Source organism: Phenylobacterium sp. J426, from assembly GCF_024699945.1.
In the GTDB taxonomy this organism is placed as follows: domain Bacteria; phylum Pseudomonadota; class Alphaproteobacteria; order Caulobacterales; family Caulobacteraceae; genus Phenylobacterium.
Map to the genome: position 1 here is coordinate 3,198,507 of NZ_JAJOMY010000001.1, position 18,767 is coordinate 3,217,273.

Annotated in this window: 16 protein-coding genes and 3 pseudogenes; 13 read left to right on the plus strand and 6 right to left on the minus strand. The window is 68.6% G+C overall.

Features of this window, described 5'->3' with window-relative positions; all coding sequences use genetic code 11:
* Positions 1-7 precede the first annotated feature (7 nt).
* The 6 genes and pseudogenes from pdhA (at position 8) to lpdA (ending at position 6,060) form a co-directional block, all read left to right on the plus strand.
* Complete coding sequence (gene pdhA, locus LRS10_RS16840) at positions 8-1,042, plus strand: pyruvate dehydrogenase (acetyl-transferring) E1 component subunit alpha (RefSeq protein WP_257838267.1); 1,035 nt, start codon at positions 8-10, stop codon at positions 1,040-1,042.
* Positions 1,039-2,445, plus strand: coding sequence for a pyruvate dehydrogenase complex E1 component subunit beta (locus LRS10_RS16845; protein WP_257838268.1), 1,407 nt, complete (start codon positions 1,039-1,041; stop codon positions 2,443-2,445). The genes pdhA and LRS10_RS16845 overlap by 4 nt, the downstream gene beginning before the upstream one ends.
* Complete coding sequence (locus LRS10_RS16850) at positions 2,442-2,846, plus strand: GFA family protein (RefSeq protein WP_257838269.1); 405 nt, start codon at positions 2,442-2,444, stop codon at positions 2,844-2,846. Before LRS10_RS16845 ends, LRS10_RS16850 begins: the two co-directional genes overlap by 4 nt.
* A pseudogene (locus LRS10_RS16855) lies at positions 2,843-4,181 on the plus strand (pyruvate dehydrogenase complex dihydrolipoamide acetyltransferase). The gene LRS10_RS16850 and the pseudogene LRS10_RS16855 overlap by 4 nt, the downstream one beginning before the upstream one ends.
* Before the next feature lie 8 nt (positions 4,182-4,189).
* The gene (locus tag LRS10_RS16860) at positions 4,190-4,669 is read left to right on the plus strand and encodes a glutathione peroxidase (RefSeq protein WP_257838270.1); all 480 of its coding nucleotides are present in this window, start codon (positions 4,190-4,192) and stop codon (positions 4,667-4,669) included.
* Entirely contained in the window at positions 4,669-6,060 is a 1,392-nt protein-coding gene (lpdA, locus tag LRS10_RS16865; protein WP_257838271.1) for a dihydrolipoyl dehydrogenase, read from the plus strand. Before LRS10_RS16860 ends, lpdA begins: the two co-directional genes overlap by 1 nt.
* Positions 6,061-6,097: 37 nt before the next feature.
* Here lpdA and LRS10_RS16870 read toward each other — a convergent pair whose 3' ends face one another.
* From LRS10_RS16870 to LRS10_RS16885, 4 genes are all read right to left on the minus strand, one after another.
* Positions 6,098-6,463 (minus strand): DoxX family protein, encoded by a 366-nt coding sequence (locus LRS10_RS16870; RefSeq protein ID WP_374570221.1) that lies wholly within the window; start codon positions 6,461-6,463, stop codon positions 6,098-6,100.
* Positions 6,464-6,532: 69 nt separating this feature from the next.
* Positions 6,533-6,940, minus strand: coding sequence for a hypothetical protein (locus LRS10_RS16875; protein ID WP_257838273.1), 408 nt, complete (start codon positions 6,938-6,940; stop codon positions 6,533-6,535).
* A 39-nt stretch (positions 6,941-6,979) separates the two neighbouring features.
* Complete coding sequence (locus tag LRS10_RS16880) at positions 6,980-8,533, minus strand: AMP-binding protein (RefSeq protein ID WP_257838274.1); 1,554 nt, start codon at positions 8,531-8,533, stop codon at positions 6,980-6,982.
* A 91-nt stretch (positions 8,534-8,624) separates the two neighbouring features.
* A complete protein-coding gene (locus LRS10_RS16885; RefSeq protein ID WP_257838275.1) occupies positions 8,625-9,512 on the minus strand; it encodes an SIMPL domain-containing protein in 888 nt (295 codons plus the stop codon).
* A 125-nt stretch (positions 9,513-9,637) separates the two neighbouring features.
* Between LRS10_RS16885 and lipA the strand changes: the two genes are divergently transcribed.
* Together lipA and LRS10_RS16895 are read left to right on the plus strand one after the other, a co-directional pair.
* Positions 9,638-10,597: a lipoyl synthase gene (gene lipA, locus LRS10_RS16890; RefSeq protein WP_257838276.1), complete on the plus strand. Its 960-nt coding sequence runs from the start codon at positions 9,638-9,640 to the stop codon at positions 10,595-10,597.
* Position 10,598: 1 nt separating this feature from the next.
* Positions 10,599-11,075: a type II toxin-antitoxin system RatA family toxin gene (locus LRS10_RS16895; protein WP_257839195.1), complete on the plus strand. Its 477-nt coding sequence runs from the start codon at positions 10,599-10,601 to the stop codon at positions 11,073-11,075.
* Between the two features lie 8 nt (positions 11,076-11,083).
* Here the strand turns inward: LRS10_RS16895 and LRS10_RS16900 are convergent, their stop codons facing one another.
* Positions 11,084-11,575 (minus strand): CinA family protein, encoded by a 492-nt coding sequence (locus LRS10_RS16900; protein WP_257838277.1) that lies wholly within the window; start codon positions 11,573-11,575, stop codon positions 11,084-11,086.
* A 95-nt stretch (positions 11,576-11,670) separates the two neighbouring features.
* Between LRS10_RS16900 and LRS10_RS16905 the strand changes: the two genes are divergently transcribed.
* Together LRS10_RS16905 and LRS10_RS16910 are read left to right on the plus strand one after the other, a co-directional pair.
* Positions 11,671-12,363, plus strand: coding sequence for a hypothetical protein (locus LRS10_RS16905; protein ID WP_257838278.1), 693 nt, complete (start codon positions 11,671-11,673; stop codon positions 12,361-12,363).
* Positions 12,364-12,398: 35 nt separating this feature from the next.
* A complete protein-coding gene (locus LRS10_RS16910) occupies positions 12,399-13,955 on the plus strand; it encodes a spermidine synthase (protein ID WP_257838279.1) in 1,557 nt (518 codons plus the stop codon).
* Between the two features lie 6 nt (positions 13,956-13,961).
* On the opposite strand, the pseudogene LRS10_RS16915 reads toward LRS10_RS16910, so the two are convergent.
* Positions 13,962-15,101 (minus strand): annotated as a pseudogene (locus LRS10_RS16915) (bifunctional 2-C-methyl-D-erythritol 4-phosphate cytidylyltransferase/2-C-methyl-D-erythritol 2,4-cyclodiphosphate synthase); the annotation flags it as partial.
* A gap of 90 nt (positions 15,102-15,191) precedes the next feature.
* Between LRS10_RS16915 and dusB the strand changes: the two are divergent.
* The 3 genes and pseudogenes from dusB to ntrC all read left to right on the plus strand — a co-directional run bounded on the left by dusB (position 15,192) and on the right by ntrC (position 18,733).
* Positions 15,192-16,199: a tRNA dihydrouridine synthase DusB gene (gene dusB / locus LRS10_RS16920; RefSeq protein WP_257838280.1), complete on the plus strand. Its 1,008-nt coding sequence runs from the start codon at positions 15,192-15,194 to the stop codon at positions 16,197-16,199.
* Positions 16,196-17,315 (plus strand): annotated as a pseudogene (locus tag LRS10_RS16925) (nitrogen regulation protein NR(II)). The gene dusB and the pseudogene LRS10_RS16925 overlap by 4 nt, the downstream one beginning before the upstream one ends.
* Complete coding sequence (gene ntrC / locus LRS10_RS16930) at positions 17,312-18,733, plus strand: nitrogen regulation protein NR(I) (RefSeq protein WP_257838281.1); 1,422 nt, start codon at positions 17,312-17,314, stop codon at positions 18,731-18,733. The pseudogene LRS10_RS16925 and the gene ntrC overlap by 4 nt, the downstream one beginning before the upstream one ends.
* Positions 18,734-18,767: the final 34 nt, after the last annotated feature.

Consider the following 18,767-nt stretch of genomic DNA (forward strand, 5'->3'; position numbering starts at 1 on the left):
GACACGCATGGCGCGCGGGCAGACCGGTGAAGCCGGTCGGCGAAAAGCCAATGGCGAAGGCGGCAACGCTCACGCCGGCAAGGACGAGCTTCTCAAGTACTATCGGGACATGCTGCTGATCCGACGCTTTGAGGAGCGGGCCGGTCAGCTCTACGGCATGGGCCTGATTGGCGGCTTCTGCCACCTGTACATCGGCCAGGAGGCGATCGCGGTCGGCGTCCAGGCGATCAAGCAGGATGGCGACCAGGTGATCACCGGCTACCGCGACCACGGGCATATGCTGGCCTGCGGCATGGACCCGCGCGAGGTCATGGCCGAGCTCACGGGGCGGGCCGGCGGCTCGTCCAAGGGCAAGGGCGGCTCGATGCACATGTTCTCGACCGAGGCCGACTTCTACGGCGGCCACGGAATTGTGGGCGGGCAGGTCAGCCTCGGAACGGGCCTGGCGCTCGCCAACAAGTACCGGGACAACGGCAAGGTCAGCTTCACCTACTTCGGTGACGGCGCGGCCAACCAAGGCCAGGTCTACGAGAGCTTCAACATGGCCGAGCTGTGGAAGCTGCCGGTCGTGTACGTGATCGAGAACAACCAGTACGCCATGGGCACGGCGATCGAGCGTTCGTCGTCCGAGACCCGTCTGCACAAGCGCGGCGTGTCCTTCGGCATCCCGGGCGAAGAGGTCGACGGCATGGACGTGCTGGCCGTAAAGGCGGCCGCCGAGAAGGCGGCCGAGCACGCGCGTTCGGGCAAGGGCCCGTACATCCTGGAGATGAAGACCTACCGCTACCGCGGCCACTCCATGAGCGACCCGGCCAAGTACCGGACCCGCGAGGAGGTGGACGAGGTCCGCAAGACCCGCGACCCCATTGACCATGTCGAGGAGCTACTCGAACAGCACGGCTGGGCCGACGAGGCGACGCTGAAGGCCATTGACGCCGAGGTGAAGCGCATCGTCGCCGACGCCGCGGAATTCGCCCGCACCAGCCCCGAGCCGGAGCCCTCGGAACTCTACACGGACGTCTATACCGAGGTGGCGCAATGACCGACATCCTGATGCCGGCCCTGTCGCCCACCATGGAGGAGGGCACGCTCGCCAAGTGGCATGTGAAGCCCGGCGACACCGTCCGCTCGGGCGACGTGATCGCCGAGATCGAGACGGACAAGGCGACCATGGAAGTCGAAGCCGTCGACGAAGGCGTCGTGGCCGAGATCCTGGTGCCGGAAGGCTCCGAAGAGGTGAAGGTCAATACCCCGATCGCCCGACTCCAGGGTGAGGGCGGGGCGTCTGCCGCTTCGGCGCCGGCCCCTGTCGAGAAGCCCGTTCAGGCGACGGAGGCCTCAGCGGGCGATCCCGAGAAGCAGCCGCCGGAAACGGCCAAGACCCAGCCGGAAGGCGAGGGGCCTGCCCCCGTGCGTCCGGCCGCCGAGCCGCTGAAGGATCCGGAACTGCCCGAGGGCGTGAGCCTCGTGAAGGTCACCGTTCGCGACGCCCTCCGCGACGCCATGGCCGAGGAGATGCGGCGCGACGAAGCCGTCTTTCTGATGGGCGAGGAAGTCGCCCAGTACCAGGGCGCCTACAAGGTCAGCCGCGAGCTGTTGCAGGAGTTCGGCGAGCGCCGGGTGATCGACACCCCGATCACCGAGTACGGCTTCACCGGCCTCGGCGTGGGGGCGGCGATGGCGGGCCTGAAGCCTATCGTCGAATTCATGACCTTCAATTTCGCCATGCAGGCCATTGATCATATTATCAATTCGGCGGCGAAGACCCTCTATATGTCCGGCGGCCAGCTGAAGACCTCCGTGGTCTTCCGCGGCCCCAACGGCGCGGCCGCCCGCGTGGCCGCCCAGCACAGCCAGGACTACGCCGCCTGGTACGCCCACGTGCCGGGCCTGAAGGTCATCGCGCCGTATGACGCGGCCGACGCCAAGGGCCTGCTGAAGGCCGCCATCCGGGACCCGAACCCCGTCGTCTTCCTCGAGCACGAGATGATGTACGGCCAGGAGTTCGACGTGCCGGAAGGCGTCGACTGGGTGCTGCCGATCGGCAAGGCCAAGGTGCGGCGCGAGGGCAAGGACGTCACCATCGTCGCCTATTCGCGGATGGTGGGTCTGTCGCTGAAGGCGGCCGAGGAACTGGCCGCCGAAGGCATTGAGGCGGAGGTCATCGACCTGCGCACCCTGCGCCCGCTGGACCACGAGACGGTCGTCGAGAGCGTCAAGAAGACCAACCGCCTGGTCACCGTGGAGGAAGGCTGGGGCCCGATGGGCGTCGGCTCCGAGGTCGCGGCCCGGGTGGTCGAGCACGCCTTCGACTATCTCGACGCCCCTCCGGCCCGCGTCTGCCAGGAGGATGTGCCGCTGCCGTATGCGGCCAACCTCGAGGCGCTGTCGCTGCCTTCGGTTGAGAAGATCGTCGCGGCGGCCAAGGCGGTTTCGTACCGATGACCGACGGGCTGGTCTGGCGCGCGGGCGGCTGTCACTGCGGCGGCGTCCGCTTCGAGGCGGCGCTGCCGGCCCGGGTGGAAGCTCAGGCCTGCAACTGCTCGATGTGCGCCAAGACCGGCTTCGTACACATCATCGTGCCGGAAAGCCGCTTCCGCCTCACCAGGGGCGCCGAGCGGCTGGCCGAGTACACCTTCAACACCCGGGTGGCGAAGCACCTCTTCTGCGCCGAATGCGGCGTGAAGAGCTTCTACCGCCCCAGGTCCAATCCCGACGGCTGGAGCGTGAACGCCCGCTGCCTCGACAGCGTCGAGGGGCTGGAGATCGCGATCGAGGCCTTCGACGGCCAGAACTGGGAGGCGAACGCCGCCGGTCTGGCCCATCTTTCCAGGGAACCCGCATGACGGACATCCTGATGCCCGCGCTCTCGCCGACGATGGAGGAGGGCACGCTGGCCAAGTGGCACGTGAAGACGGGCGACACCGTTCGCTCGGGCGATGTGATCGCCGAGATCGAGACCGACAAGGCGACCATGGAGGTCGAGGCGGTCGACGAGGGCGTCGTCTCCGAGATCCTCATCGCCGAAGGCTCCGAGGGCGTGAAGGTCAACACGCCGATCGCCCGCTTGCAGGGCGAAGGCGAGGCTGCTGCGGCGCCTGCGCCGGCCGCGAAGGCCGAGGCCGCTCCCAAGGCCGAAGCCGCGCCGCCGGCGGAAACCGACTCGGCTCGCGCCAGCCGCGAGCAGGCGACCGATCCGGTGAGCAAGCCCGCTCCAGTGGCGGCGGCGCCTGCGCCGGCGAAGGCTCAGCAGACCGGCGAGCGCATCTTCGCCTCGCCGCTCGCGCGTCGTCTGGCGGAGCAGAAGGGCCTCGACCTTTCCGCCGTGAAGGGCTCCGGTCCGCACGGCCGTATCGTCAAGGCCGACATCGACGCCGCCCAGCCGGGCCAGGCGAAAGCGCCGGCCGCTCAGCCGTCGGCCGCGCCGCAGCAGGCGTCGGCTGCGGCTGCGCCGCGCCAGGTCCAGAGCCTGGAGCAGCAGGGCATCCCGGCAGGCAGCTACGACCTCATTCCGCTCGACGGCATGCGCAAGACCGTCGCCCGCCGGATGACCGAGAGCTTCCGCGACGTGCCGCACTTCCCCCTGACCATCGACCTCGAGATCGATGGCCTGCTGGCGGCGCGTACCCGGATCAACGCGCTGCTCGAGAAGGAGGGCGTGAAGGTCAGCGTCAACGACATGGTGATGAAGGCCGCCGCCGTGGCCCTGAAGCGCGTTCCCGAGGCCAACGCTTCCTACACGCCGGAAGGCATCGCCATGCACCATCATGCCGACATCTCGATGGCGGTGGCGGTGCCGGGCGGCCTGATCACGCCGATCATCCGCGCCGCCGAGACCAAGGGCCTGGCCCAGATCGCCAGCGAAGCCAAGGACCTCGCCGAGCGGGCCCGCAACAAGAAGCTGAAGCCCGAGGAATTCCAGGGCGGCACCTTCAGCGTCTCGAACCTCGGCATGTTCGGCATCAAGACCTTCGCCTCGATCATCAACGAGCCGCAGGGCTGCATCATGAGCGTCGGCGCGGGCGAGAAGCGCCCGGTCGTGCGCGGCGACAAGATCGAGATCGCCACCGTCATGTCCGTGACGCTCACCTGCGACCACCGCGTCGTGGACGGCGCGACGGGCCCGCTTCCTGCAGGCGTTCAAGGCGCTGATCGAAGAACCGCTGACGATGATCGTCTGAGGCCGGCGATGACCAGCATCTACGACTTCACCGCCGAGACCATCGACGGCCAGCCGGCGCCGCTCGCCGACTATCGTGACAAGGTCGTGCTGATCGTGAACACCGCCAGCAAGTGCGGCTTCACCAAACAGTACGCGGGGCTGGAAGAGCTCTATCGGAAGTATCGCGACCGCGGCCTGGTGGTGCTGGGCTTTCCCTGCAATCAGTTCGGCCAGCAGGAGCCTGGCGACGCGGAGGAGATCAAGTCCTTCTGCTCGCTGACCTACGACGTCGACTTCCCGATGATGCGCAAGGTGGACGTGAACGGCCCGAGCGCGCACCCGCTCTACGCCTACCTCAAGGCGCAGAAGAAGGGCGTGCTGGGCACCGAAGGTATCAAGTGGAACTTCACCAAGTTCCTCGTGGACCGCTCAGGCAAGGTCACGGGCCGTTTCGCCCCCACCGTTGAACCCAAGGCGCTGGAAGGCGCGATCGAGGCTTTGCTCTGATGGCGGATCAGTTCGACGTCGTGGTCATCGGCTCTGGCCCGGGTGGCTATGTCACCGCCATCCGCGCCTCGCAGCTGGGCTTCAAGACCGCCATCGTTGAGCGGTCGGAACTGGGTGGCATCTGCCTGAACTGGGGCTGCATCCCCACCAAGGCGCTGCTGAAGTCCGGCGAGGTCTACGAGCAACTGGATCACCTGAGGGACTACGGCCTGTCGGTGGAGAAGCGCGGCTTCGACTTCGACGGCATCGTCCAGCGCTCGCGCAAGGTCGCCGCCCAGATGAACTCGGGCGTCACCTTCCTGATGAAGAAGCACAAGATCGAGGTGGTGCAGGGGACAGCGAGGCTTGAGAAAGGCTCGCCCGCGCCGACCGTCGTGGTGGGCTCACGGAAGCTCACCGCCAAGCACGTGATCCTGGCCACGGGCGCCCGGGCTCGCACGGTCCCTGCAATAGGCCTGGAGCCAGACGGTGAGCGGGTCTGGACCTACCGCGAGGCCCTCGTGCCGAAGGCTGCGCCGAAGTCGCTCGTCGTCGTGGGCTCGGGCGCCATCGGCATGGAGTTCGCCAGCTTCTACCGGGCCCTGGGCTCGGAGGTGACGGTGATCGAGATGATGCCGCGCATCCTTCCCGTCGAAGACGAGGAGATCTCCAAGACGGCCCGCAAGGTGTTCGAGAAGCGCGGGATCAAGTTTCGCGTGCCGGCCAATGTGAAGAAGCTGACCAAGTCCAAAACGGGGGTCAGCCTGGATATCGAGGCCGACGGCAAGGCCGAGACGCTGAACGCTGAGGTCTGCATCGTCGCCATCGGCATTGTGGGCAATGTCGAGGACCTCGGCCTCGAGGCCCTCGGCGTGAAGGTCGAGAAGACCCACATCGTCACGGACAAGCACGGCGCGACGGGCGTGCCCGGCCTCTATGCGATCGGCGACGTGGCCGGCCCGCCGTGGCTCGCCCATAAGGCCAGCCACGAGGGCGTGCACTGCATCGAGCACATCGCGGGCCTGAGGCCGACGAACCTGACCTCGCCGATCCCCGGCTGCACCTACACGACGCCCCAGATCGCGTCGGTGGGCCTCACCGAGGCTCAGGCGAGGGAACAGGGGCTGGACCCGAAGGTCGGGCGTTTCCCGTTCCGAGTGAACGGCAAGGCCGTGGCCGCCGGCGAGGTCGACGGCCTGGTGAAGACCATCTTCGACGGCAAGACGGGCGCCCTGATCGGCGCCCACATGGTCGGCCACGAGGTCACGGAGATGATCCAGGGCTTCGCGCTGGCGATGACGCTGGAAGCCACCGAGGCCGAGATCCAGGCCACGGTCTTCCCGCACCCGACCATGAGCGAGGCCATGCACGAGGCCGCGCTCGACGCCTACGGACGCGTGCTGCACCTCTGACGTGAAACGTCCCGGCCTTGGCCGGGGCGCCGCCGTCTCAGGTCTTCTTCCGCAGGATCGCGTCCAGGCTCCACGGGCCGGGGCCGGCGAACACCAGGTAGAGGAAGACGAAGCAGAACATGATGGCGAGCTCGCCACCGTTCAGCGCGGGCCAGAAGCCCTGCGAACCGTGTGCCATGAAGTAGGCCACGGCCATCTGGCCGGAGCAGACAAACGCCGCGGCGCGCGTGAACAGGCCGAGCGCGATGAGGCCTCCGCCGACCACCTCGATCCATGCGGCCGCCACGAGCATCGGGGGCAACGGATCCGGCGCGCCTTCCTGCGGCCCCGGAAAATCGAACAGCTTCATCAGCCCGTGCTGCATGAAGAGCAGGGCGGTGATGATCCGCAGCACGCTCAGCACGCGCGGCGCCCAGACGTCGAGGTTCGGCATGGTTGGTCCCTCCCACCGGCCAACGCCGGCAGGGGGAGCTCAACGTGGACCACCGTTATTGTCCAGCGTGGGACCCAATAGGGCGTGGAGCACGAAGGCGGCTGCGGCCAAGCAAGCGACTTGCAGGGACGTGATCGACCCGAACGCCCAGATCTTCGCAACCTCGGCCAGGGCCATCCCCGCGAGCCCGACGCCCGCAGCCACAACAGCTACCCCGATGGTGGCCATGATGCGCGGAAGGCCGGAGCGGCTCAGCGGATACGATGCTGCTCCTGCGGCAAGCATCGGCAGGCTCGAGGTGATCATAGCCGCCGGGAACAGGAGGAACGGCAGGCTGAAGAGCATGGCGTCGCCGGAGCCGCCGGTTGGCTTGGCTAAGGCCCATACGAACCCCACGATCGCATAAAGAGCCGCAGCCGCCAGCGACCCGGCGATCATGAAGGTCAAGGCCGGCATACAGACGACGCGTACAACCGACCGTTCCACCTAGGCCGCCCGCCGCAGCTCCGCCTCGACGATCCGCTGCAGAGCCACGTAGTCGGTCTTGCCGGTGCCCAGCACCGGGATTTCCGGCACGCGGATGATCTTGCGTGGCACGGCGAGCTCCGGGGCCCCGATCTTCTGGGCGTGGGCCAGCAGCGGGCCGGGCTCGGCGCTCCGCTGGTCCGTGACCAGGATCAGCCGCTCGCCCTTCTTCGGGTCGGGCATGGCGACCACGGCGTGACGGCAATCCGGCCAAACGGCCGAGGCCAGGTCTTCCGCGGCGGTCAGCGAGACCATCTCCCCGCCGACCTTGGCGAAGCGCTTCACGCGGCCCAGGATCTTCACCCAGTCGTCGTCGGTGATCGACACCACGTCGCCGGTGTTGTGCCAGCCGTCGGGCAGAGGCTCGACCGACCCGTCGGGTTGCAAGTAGCCCGACATGACGTTGGGACCACGCACCAGCATCTTGCCGCCGCCTGGAATGCCTTCCACCGCTTCGAGCTTGACCTCGATGCCCGGCAGCAGCCCGCCCACCGTCCCGCGACGGTTGTCGACGGGCGTGTTCACCGCGATCACCGGCGAGCATTCGGTGGCGCCATAGCCTTCCAGGAGCGGAATAGGCCCGAACTTCTCGGCGATGAGATTGTGCGTCTCGTCGCGCACCTTCTCCGCCCCGCAGACCACGAAGGTCAGCCCCGACAGCTCGTCCGCCTCGGCGGCGCGGGCGTACTGGTTCACGAAAGTGTCGGTGGCCAGCAGGACCGCTGCCTTGCTGTCCTTGATCAGCGGGGGGATCTGCTTGGTGTGCAGCGGCGAAGGGTACTGGAACGCCTTCATCCCCGTGAGCACCGGCAGCAGGACGCCGCCTGTCAGGCCGAAGACATGGAAGATCGGCAGCGGGTTGAAGAACACCCAGTCGGGGTTCAACGGGATGTGCTGGGCGATCTGCCGGCAGTTGGCGACGAGGTTGGCGTTCGACAGCACGACCCCCCGTGGGGCCCCGAAGCTGCCGGAGGTGAAGAGAATTACTCCGGGATCGGACGGCGCGACGGGCGCCCGGAACTGCCGCGGCAGGGCGCCGGCCGCCGCGGCGAACAGCTTGTCGCTGAGCCCGATCGTGGCGCGGACGTCTTCGAGGTAGGTAATCTGGGTCTTGGTCTCGAGCGCGTCGATCAGGTCGTGCAGCTTGCCCTGCTCGACGAACCGATGGGACGTCAGCACCCGCTGGATGCCGGCCAGTTCGCAGGCGGCGCGCAGGTTGCGGATCCCCGCGGTGAAGTTGAGCATCGTCGGCACGCGGCCAAAGGCATGCAGGGCGAAGAAGGTCACGACACCCCCCGCGCTCGACGGCAGCATGACGCCGACCCGCTCGCCCTTCCTGGTCATGGCTGACAGCTTCCGGCCCAGCGCAAAGGCGGCCCGGATCAAGTCGGTATAGCTGAGGGGGTTGCGCTCCTGGTCCTCCAGGATCGGCTTCTTGGCCCCATAGGTCTTCGACGCGTCGATCAGGGCGTCGAAAATGGAAGACTGCGCCTTGGCGCTGTCGAACGGACGCAAGGGCGCACGCTCCCGGACTGTTATCGTTGGTCGGGGAACCTATCCCTCAGTCACGGCGATGAAAAGATCGGTTACATCGCGTGAGGCGGCGCTAGCCCAGGCTGAAGATCACGCACGCCTTCTGCTCGAGCCGCTGGAGCGGCGGGTTCAGCGGCAGGCGGATCGCTTCGGGATCCAGCTGCTGGCCCGCTCGAGCTGCGGTCACCGTTACGTCCTCCACGCGCCGTTCGACCGGCGGCACGGGCAGCGGCGGAGGCGGCGGAGGGGCTGGCGGCGGCACCTGATAGGCGCCCGTGTCGCCGCCGTAGCTGCGGCCGGCGCCGGTGACCAGCACGTCGGTCTCGCAGGCCCGTCCGGTCGGATCGATCAGCTTCACGGTCCCCAGGCGGGCGCCGGCGGCGGCCGTCGCCAGCTCGCCGCGCCGCTTGGCGTCCTCGACGGCCAGCCTGAACATCTGAGTCAGCGTCTCGTTCTCGGGCTGCAGGCGGAAGCGAACCGGCTGCGTCGACGATGGCTTGGCCGCCATCAGGGTCGCGTAGACCCGCTCGGTCAGCCGGATGTCCCGGATCTCGACGGCGACATTGGCCACGACCTGGTAGCGCTCGATTTTGTCGGCGCGCTGGTTCTCGTTCACATCGCCCTGACGATCCCGATACTGGTCGTAAAGCGGCTGGATGCGGAACGTGGTCTCCACCCGCACCTTGTCGGCCCCATAGCCCGCCAGCGCCTGCCCCAGCGTACGCACCTTGTCGGCGGCGGCCCGCTGCGCTGCTGCGGCGTCACGATCGATGGCGTCGTAGGTCGCGGTCACCTGGGCGCGGTTGGCGGGAACCTCGGTCCACACATGGCCGGTAGAGGCGAGGATCGGGCGCTCCATCCACCAGGGCGCGGGCTCGAAAGGCCGCGCCGCCACGCCCGGCGTCTGGGCGAGGGCGGGGGCGGCGACAAGGGCGAGGGCGAGGGTGGCGAGCGTCCGCATGCGATCTCCGGTCAGGTCTCGTCCCACCATAAGCGTAGTGGAGGCGGCGCCAATCTGTGGTGCGGTCTGGCGTCGCGACGCATCGCGCGCTTGATCCGAGGGCCCCAAGCGACGATTTAAGCGCCATGGCCGTGGTCATCGACACCGTGGGCGCGCGACCGCGTCACCCCGAGAAGCAGGCGAATCCCGACACGCCGCTGCTCAAGAAGCCCGAGTGGCTGCGTGTCCGCGCGCCGGGCTCGCCCGGCTACATGCAGACCCGGGAGATCGTGAAGACCAACCGGCTGGTCACCGTCTGCGAGGAGGCCGGCTGTCCCAACATCGGTGAGTGCTGGGACAAGAGCCACGCCACGTTCATGATCATGGGCGAGACCTGCACGCGGGCCTGCGCCTTCTGCAACGTCGCCACCGGCAAGCCGCTGCCGCTCGACCTGGACGAGCCGGGACGGGTTGGCGAGGCGACCGCCAAGATGGGCCTGAAGCACGTGGTCATCACCTCGGTGGACCGCGACGACCTGGCCGACGGCGGGGCGCGGCACTTCGTGGAAACCATCCGAGCGATCCGGGCGGCGTCGCCGACGACCACCATCGAGATCCTGACCCCCGACTTCGCCCGCAAGCCGGTCGCGGCGCTGGAGTCGGTGATCGACGCTCGGCCCGACGTCTTCAACCACAACCTCGAGACCGTGCCGCGGCTCTACCTCGGGATCCGCCCGGGCGCCCGCTACTACCACTCCCTGCGGCTGCTGGAGCGGGTGAAGGAGCGCGACCCCACCCAGTTCACCAAGTCCGGCATCATGGTCGGCCTCGGCGAGACGAAGGAGGAGGTCATGCAGGTGATGGACGACATGCGCTCCGCCGGCATCGATTTCATCACTATCGGTCAGTACCTGCAGCCCACCCGCAAGCACGCCCCGGTCGACCGTTTCGTCCACCCGGACGAATTCCGGGCGTTGGAGGAGATCGCCCGCGCGAAGGGATTCCTGATGGTCTCGGCCAGCCCGCTCACCCGCTCCTCGCACCATGCGGGCGAGGACTTCGCGCGCCTGCAGGCGGCCCGTCGGGCCAAGGAAGCGGCCGCGTAGGATCTTGCGGCACCACGTTTCCAAGCAGTTGCCCTACACCCCCGACCAGCTGTTCGAACTGGTCGGCGACGTCAGCCGCTACCCAGAGTTCGTCCCCTGGATCACCGCGCTCCGCACCTGGAACGCGCGCAAGCTCAGCGAAGGGGTCGACAGCCTCGACGCGGAGGCCAGCGTCGGCTTCGCCTTCCTGAAGGAACGTTTCGCCACCCGGGTCCGCCGGGATGCGCTGAACCGGCAGATCGACGTCAGCCTGCTCTCCGGCCCGTTCCGCAAGCTGGTGAACCGCTGGCGCTTCCTCGACGCCGGGCACGGCTGCACCCGCATCGAATTCGACATCGAGTTCCAGTTCAAGTCGCGCCTGCTGGAAGGGCTGCTGAAGGCGAATTTCCACCACGCGGTGGAGAAGCTGATGGGCTGTTTCGAGGCGAGGGCGGCTTCGCTCTACGGCCGGGCGGAGCCCGAGATCTCGCCGGGCTAGTCTCGAAGCTAGCTTAGCCGGTCCAGCATCGCCTGCAGGGCCGACTGCACGGCGGCGAGCTGGATTTCCTCCCGCGTTTCGAACTCGAACAGCTCCGCCTTGTGCAGGATCCGCTCGTTCGCGCGCGCCGTGGCGATATGTACGGTGCCCACCGGCTTCATCGCCGTTCCGCCGCCCGGACCGGCGATGCCCGTGATCGCGACCGCGAGATGGGCGTTCGACGCCTCCAGGGCGCCCTCCGCCATCATGCGGGCCACGGGCTCGGACACCGCGCCCAGGTCGGCGATGAGATCGCCTGGCACGCCCAGCAACTCCTGCTTGGCGCGGTTGGAATAGGTGACGAAGCCGCGCTCCAGCACGTCGGAGGCGCCGGCGATGGATCCGATCGCACCCGCCACCAGTCCCGCCGTGCAGCTCTCGGCCGTGACGATCCGCAGGGACCGCTGACGGGCTTCGTCGATCAGCAGCCGGGCCAGGGTCACGATCTCGAGCGGGAACATCGGGGCGTGCTCTCCTGCAGGTTGCCGCCGCTTTGGGCTTGTCGCGAGACCACAAGCACCGGAAGTTCCGACTCGATCAAGGGCCGGGAGACCGAATGACCACGCTCGCCGCTACCGCGCGTCCGGCCTATGCGCCGCCGGCGCTGTTCGCCGTCACCACGTTCTCGAGCGCGGCGCTGGTCTTCCTGGTGCAGCCCATGGTGGCCAAGCTGGTCCTGCCGCTGCTGGGCGGCAGCCCGTCGGTCTGGAACACCAGCATGGCGTTCTTCCAGCTGGCGCTGCTGGTCGGCTACTTCTACGCCCACGCGCTCCAGCGGATCGCCTCCGTCCGTCGGCAGGCGATCGTCCATTGCGCGGCCCTGCTGGTGGCGGCGCTCGCCTTGCCGCTGCGGGTGAACGGCCTGGCTGGACCGCCGTCCTCCGAGCATCCCAATCTCTGGCTGCTTGCGGTCCTGTCGCTCTCCATCGGCGCGCCTTTCGCCATCCTCTCCGCGACCGCGCCGCTGGTCCAGGCCTGGTACGCCCGCACGATCGGACAGGCGGAGGGGAAGGAGCCTTACGTCCTCTACGCAGCAAGCAATCTTGGCAGTCTGCTGGCGCTGCTCGCCTACCCGGTGATCGTCGAACCGCTGTCTACCCTGGCCGGCCAGCGTTACGGCTGGAGCGCGGCCTACCTGGGTTTCGTCCTGCTGATGGCGACGCTTGGGCTGCTGGCGACGCGAGGCGCGGTTGCGGCGGCCGAAGAGGCGCCCAAGGCGGCCGCCCCCCGCGCTGGGCGGACCGACTGACCTGGATCGGCCTCGCCGCCATTCCGGCGAGCCTCATGCTGGGGGTGACGGCCCACCTAACCACCGATGTGGCCTCAGCGCCGTTCCTGTGGGTGCTGCCGCTGGCGCTGTACCTCACCACCTTCATCATCGCCTTTCAGGCCAAGCCGGCCATCTCGCCGGCGCTCACCCTGGTCTTCCAGGCCGCCGCGCTCGCGGCCTGCGCGGCGTTGTTGCCGTTCCGCTCCAGCAACTTCGTGCTGCAGTTCTTCGTGCACCTGGCGGCGTTCTTCCTGACCGCGCTGATGTGCCATCAGCGGCTGGTGGCGCGCCGTCCAAACCCGGCGCACCTGACCGAGTTCTATCTCTGCCTTTCGATCGGCGGCGTCGTGGGCGGGGCGTTCAACGCCTTCGTGGCCCCGGTCATCTTCAACAATGTCTGGGAATATCCGCTGGTCCTGGCGCTGGCCTGTCTGGCGCGCCCCTGGGGTCGGCTGGACAAGGTGGAGCCCGGCGCCTGGGTCCTGATGGTCCTGGGGGTCGTCGCGGCGGCGGCCATGCCGATCCTGCTCACCGGCGTCGGGAGCAGGATGACCGCTGAGACGGTCGTGGGCGCCTTCGACCAGTCCGAGTTGTTCGACATGGGGATGAAGGGGCTGCTGGTCCTCTCTGTGATCTGCGCGTTCCTGGTGCGGTCGCGGGCCGTCTTCTTCTTCGTCGTCGTCGCGGTCCTGTCGTTTTCGGCCCAGGCCGCGGCCGACCGCACGGACACCCGCCAAAGCTGGCGCAGCTTCTTCGGCGTGATGAGCCTGTCGCAGACCTATGTCTCGAGCCTCGGCGGTGAGGTCCGGATGCTGGCGCACGGCACCACGCTCCATGGCGCGCAGTCGTTGAACCCGGCCTACAGCTGCAACCCGCTGGTCTACTACACGCCGCGCACGCCGATCGGTCAGGTGTTCGCCGGCAAGCAACAGGAGCGCGCCAGCCTGCGGATCGGCGCCGTAGGCCTCGGCACCGGCTCGGTGGCGGCCTACGTGCGGCCCGGAGATCATCTGACCTTCTTCGAGATCGACCCGCTGGTGCAGCGGATCGCCACGGATCCCGCGTACTTCACCTACGTCAGAGGGTGCGCCAAGGGTCAGGTCGACTTCGTGATCGGCGACGCGCGCCTCACGCTGCAGCAGCAGCCGGCGAACACCTATGACGTGTTGCTGATCGACGCGTTCTCGTCCGACGCCGTGCCGGCCCACCTTCTCACGGTCGAGGCCCTGCAGGGCTATCTGGCGCGTATCAAGCCCGACGGGGTGATCGTGTTGCACCTGTCCAACCGCAACCTGGATCTCATGGGCCCGGCTCAGGCGGTCGCGCGGGCGGCGGGCGGACGGGCCCTGGTCCAGGGCTATCGACCCGATCAGTCTGCGCAGGGGAGCTGGGAATCGGCCGAGGACGTGGTGATCGTCGCCCGCAGCGACGCGGCGCTGGCCGCCTTCGCGGCCGATCCGCGATGGGAGCGCGCCAACCCGTTCCTGGCGCGGCCTTGGCGCGACGACTACACGAACCTGGCCGGCGCGCTGTACGCCAACCTCAAGATGCGCTGGACCTGGCTGCCCTAGATCAGGGGGCGTCTCCACGGACACGACAGCCTGGGCCATGAGGCCTTCTTCGCGCCCGGTGAAGCCCATGCCCTCGGTCGTGGTCGCCTTTACGCTCACCCGGTTCACGGGCAGGCCCAGCAGCTCGGCGATGCGCTCGCGCATCGCGTCGCGGTGCGGGCGGATCTTGGGTCGTTCGCAGACGAGGGTGACGTCGGCGTTGAGGATGCGGCCGCCCTGAGCGCTCACCAGGTTCACGGCATGCGTCAGGAACTGATCCGAGGATGCGCCCTTCCAGCGCGGATCGGTCGGCGGGAAGTGCTCGCCGATGTCGCCCTGAGCAATCGCCCCGAGGACGGCGTCCGTCAGCGCGTGCAGGCCGCAGTCAGCATCGGAGTGGCCCACCAGCCCCACGTCGTGCTGAATCCGCACGCCACAGAGCCAGACGACGTCCCCGGGGCCGAAGCGATGGGCGTCGATCCCGTGGCCCATGCGGATGATCCGACGGCCGGAGGCGAGTTGCTCAGCCAGCAGGAAATCCTGGGGGTAGGTCAGCTTCATCAGCAGCGGGTCGCCGGCCACCATGGCGACGTTGCCGCCGGCGCGCTCCATGACCGAGGCGTCGTCGGTCGGCTCTTCCGTCGCCGGCCACCGGCGGTAGGCCGCCTTCAGCTTGCCGACCCGGAACGCCTGCGGCGTTTGGGCGCGGTAAAGCCCCTCTCGCGGAACGGTTTCGTCGACCAGGCCTTCGCCGCGCTTCAAGGTGTCGGGCACGGGCAGGGTAGGGATCGCGCCGTCGGCGACGTCGAGAGCTGCGAGCAGTCGGTCGACATGCGCCTGGGTGACGAAGGGGCGAGCGGCGTCGTGGATCAGGACCGCCTGGGTCCGCGTGGCGGTCAGCGCCGCGAGGCCCGCCTGGACGGATTCCGCCCGGGTCTTGCCGCCGGTCACCGCACGCCAGTTCACCAGTCCGGCCAGAGCCTCATCCGCATGGCCCAGACGGTCGTGGGCGACGACGACGACCACTTCGCGCGCCCCGGCGGACAGCAGGCCCTCGACCGACCAGCGCAGCAGTGGGCGTCCGCCCAGGCTGCGCCAGGCCTTGGGTTCGCCCGGTCCGGCCCTCAGGCCAGACCCCGCTGCGACAACGACCGCCGAGAAACTCATGGCGCCGTCTTAGAAAACTGCGGGGCTTTCTTCCAGCTTTACGGCGCTCGACAAATTGCCTAAAAACACGGCGGTGGGGATGATTAAGAAATGAGCACAAAGCTCAAGGTTGGCAGTGTTGATGTCGGCGGCCGCGCCTGGATCGCGCCGATGACCGGCGTGTCCGACCTGCCGTTCCGCAAGGCCGCCAGCCGCCAAGGCGCGGCCTACGTCGCAACCGAGATGGTCGCCTGCGCCGAGTTCTCCCGCGGCCGACCCGACGTCGTGCGGCGCGCCGCGGTGGGCGAGGGGCTTCCGCTCATGGTTGTCCAGCTCGTCGGCCGCGAGGCCGAGCACGTCCGCCGGGGCGCACGCCTCGCCGTGGAGGCCGGCGCACAGATCGTCGACCTGAACTTCGGCTGCCCCGCCAAGGAGGTGACCGGCATCGCCGCCGGGTCGGCGCTGATGCGCACGCCCGAGCTGGCGGCCGAACTCATGGCGGCTGCGGTCGAGGCCGTCGACGTGCCGGTGACTGTGAAGATGCGCCTTGGCTGGGACGACGCCTCCAGGAACGCCCCAGAGATCGCGTCCCGCGCGGAGGCGCTGGGCGTGCGGGCCGTGACGATCCACGGCCGGACCCGCTGCCAATTCTACAAAGGCGCAGCCGACTGGAGCGCCGTGAAGGCCGTGAAGGACGAGGTCCGTATCCCGGTCATCGTCAACGGCGACATCGTCGACGGTGCGACGGCGCGTGCGGCCCTGGCCGCCTCCGGCGCCGATGCGGTGATGGTGGGCCGCGGCGTCTACGGGAAGCCGTGGGTGGCCGCCCAGATCGAGACGGAACTTGCCGGCGGGACGTTCGTCGCACCCGATCGCGAGACCCGGCTGGGGATCGCGCTGGATCATTTCCGCGACACGCTCAAGTTCTACGGCGATCGCCTCGGGCTTCGCATCTTCCGCAAGCACCTGGCGAGCTACATCGAAAACGCCCCCTGGCCTGACGATCCGCAGGTCCGGAGAGAAGCGCGCGCGGCGCTGTGCCGCCTGGAGGACGCCTCTGAAGTGGAACGGGGTCTCGCGGCCCTGTGGGGGACTTCAGATCACAGGTTGGCGGCATGAATGGAAGTACGCGGACAAGGACAACCGGGCGCGATCCCGACCTGCTGAAGGCGGCGGCCTTCGACCTCAGTCCCGATCCGTCGATGGTGGTCGACGCCGAGGGCGCGCTCGTGGCGGTGAACGAGGCTGCCGAGGCGCTGTTCGGCCAGGGGCTGGGCCTTCTGGCGCGGGGCCGCTTCCGCGCGGCCTTGCCGCCGGGCTCGGCCTTGGTCTCCCTGCTGAACCGGGCGCTCGACGAAGGCGCGCGGGTTCGCGAGCGCGGCGTGCACATCAGCCTCTTCGGCCTGCCTCCGTTCGAGGCGGACGGCGCCGCAGCCCCGCTGGGTGACGGTTCGGTGCTGCTGACCCTTACGGTCAAGTCTGGCCTCGGCGTGGAGCGAGGCCCCACGGAAGCCGCGGGGCTGCGCTCGCTGGTGGGCCTCGGCCGCATGCTGGCGCACGAGATCAAGAACCCGCTGGCCGGAATCCGCGGGGCCGCTCAGCTGCTGAAGGCCGGCGCGAAGAGTGAGGACGCCCCCGCTGGCGCAACTCATCGTCGACGAGACGGATCGGGTGAAGCGCCTCGTTGAGCGGATGGAGGCGTTCTCGGACGACCACCTGCCGCAGCTCACGCCGCTGAATATCCACCAGATCCTCGATCGGGTGAGGGCCCTGGCCGCCAACGGCGTGGCCGACGGCCTGGTGCTCCGCGAGAAGTACGATCCGTCGCTGCCGCCGGTGCTGGGCGACGAAGACCAACTGATCCAGATCTTCCTCAACCTGGTGAAGAACGCCGCCGAGGCGGCGCATGCCCGTGGCGACGGCCGCGGCGAGATCGCGATCCACACCGCCTACCGCCACGGCGTTCGCGTTCGCGCAGCCAGCGGACAGGCGCTGCGGGGCGCGCCGCTGGAAGTGCGGATCCAGGACAACGGCCCAGGCGTGCCCGAGCACCTGCGCGAGAGCCTTTTCCAGCCTTTCGTCAGCTCCAAGCCCAGCGGCGCCGGCCTCGGCCTGGCCCTGGTCGCCAAGCTCGTCGCCGGCCACGGCGGCCTGATCGACTTCGAATCCGAGCCCGGCCGGACCGTCTTCCGCGTCCTGCTGCCGATCGCTTCCGCCGAGGGTGCCTCAGAATGAACGCCGCTTCGAAGAAGATCCTGATCGCCGACGACGACAGTTCGATCCGGCTGGTGCTCAGCCAGGCGTTCACGCGGCTCGGCTATCAGGTGCGCGCCACGGGGAACGCCACGACCCTGCTGAAGTGGGTCTCGGACGGCGAGGGTGACCTGGTGGTGACCGACGTGGTCATGCCGGACGAGAACGTCTTTGACGTCCTGCCGCGCATCAAGAAGCAGCGGCCCAAGCTGCCGGTCATCGTCATGAGCGCCCAGAACAACCTCATCACCGCGGTGAACGCGGCCGAGGTCGGCGCCTTCGAGTATGTGCCAAAGCCCTTCGACCTGGACGACATGACCTCGGCCGCCCGGCGCGCCCTGTCGCGGCCGGCCGACAGCGAGGCCTCGAAGGCGCAGGCGAGGGCGGTGCGCGACGATCGTCTGCCGCTCATCGGCCGCTCGGGGCCCATGCAGGACGTCTATCGGACCATCGCCAGGCTCGTCGGCGCGGATCTGACGGTCCTGATCACCGGCGAGAGCGGCACCGGCAAGGAACTGGTCGCCCGGGCCATGCACGACATGGGACGTCGGCGCGACGGCAAGTTCGTGGTCATCAACCTGGCGGCCACGCCGCGCGAGCGCGTCGAGACCGAGCTGTTCGGGAAGGAGGACGGCGACTACGGCAAGCTGGTCGACGCCGATGGCGGCACGCTGTTCCTCGACGAGATCGGAGACATGCCGCTCGACGCCCAGACCCGGCTGCTGCGCGTCATCGACGGCTCCGAGCCGGCCCTGAACCCGAAGACGGGCCGCAGGCCGAACGTGCGAATCATCGCCGCGACCAATCGTGACCTGCGCGCCCTGATCCAGCAGGGGCTGTTCCGCGAGGACCTCTTCTTCCGCCTGAACGTGGCGCCGCTGCGTCTGCCGCCCCTGCGCGACCGTGTGGAGGACATCCCGGACCTGGCCCGCGCCTTCCTGCTTCGCGCCAACCGAGAGGGCTTGCCGGCCAAGACGATCGATGCCGGCGCCCTGGAGCGGCTGAAGCGGCACAGCTGGCCGGGCAACGTGCGCGAGCTCGAGAACCTCGTCCGCCGAGTCTGCGCGCTTTACGGCGAGGACTTGATCAGCGCGCGCATCATCGAGAAGGAGCTCGCCGACCAGCAGCCGGTCGTGCAGGGCCAGGAAGGACCCGCAACGCTGGCCCAGCTCGTGGAACAGAAGCTGGCCGGCTACTTCGCCGACCAGCCCGACGGCATTCCGCCGCCGGGTCTCTACGACCGGGTGCTGGAGGAGGTGGAGCGGCCGCTCATCCAGCTCACGCTGTCGGCGACGCGGGGCAATCAGGTGCGCGCCGCCGAGATCCTCGGCCTCAACCGCAATACCCTGCGCAAGAAGATCCAGGACCTCGGCGTGGAGATGGCCCGCGGCCGGCGCTAGCCCGCTGCTGAAGCTTCACGGCAACATAGCTGTT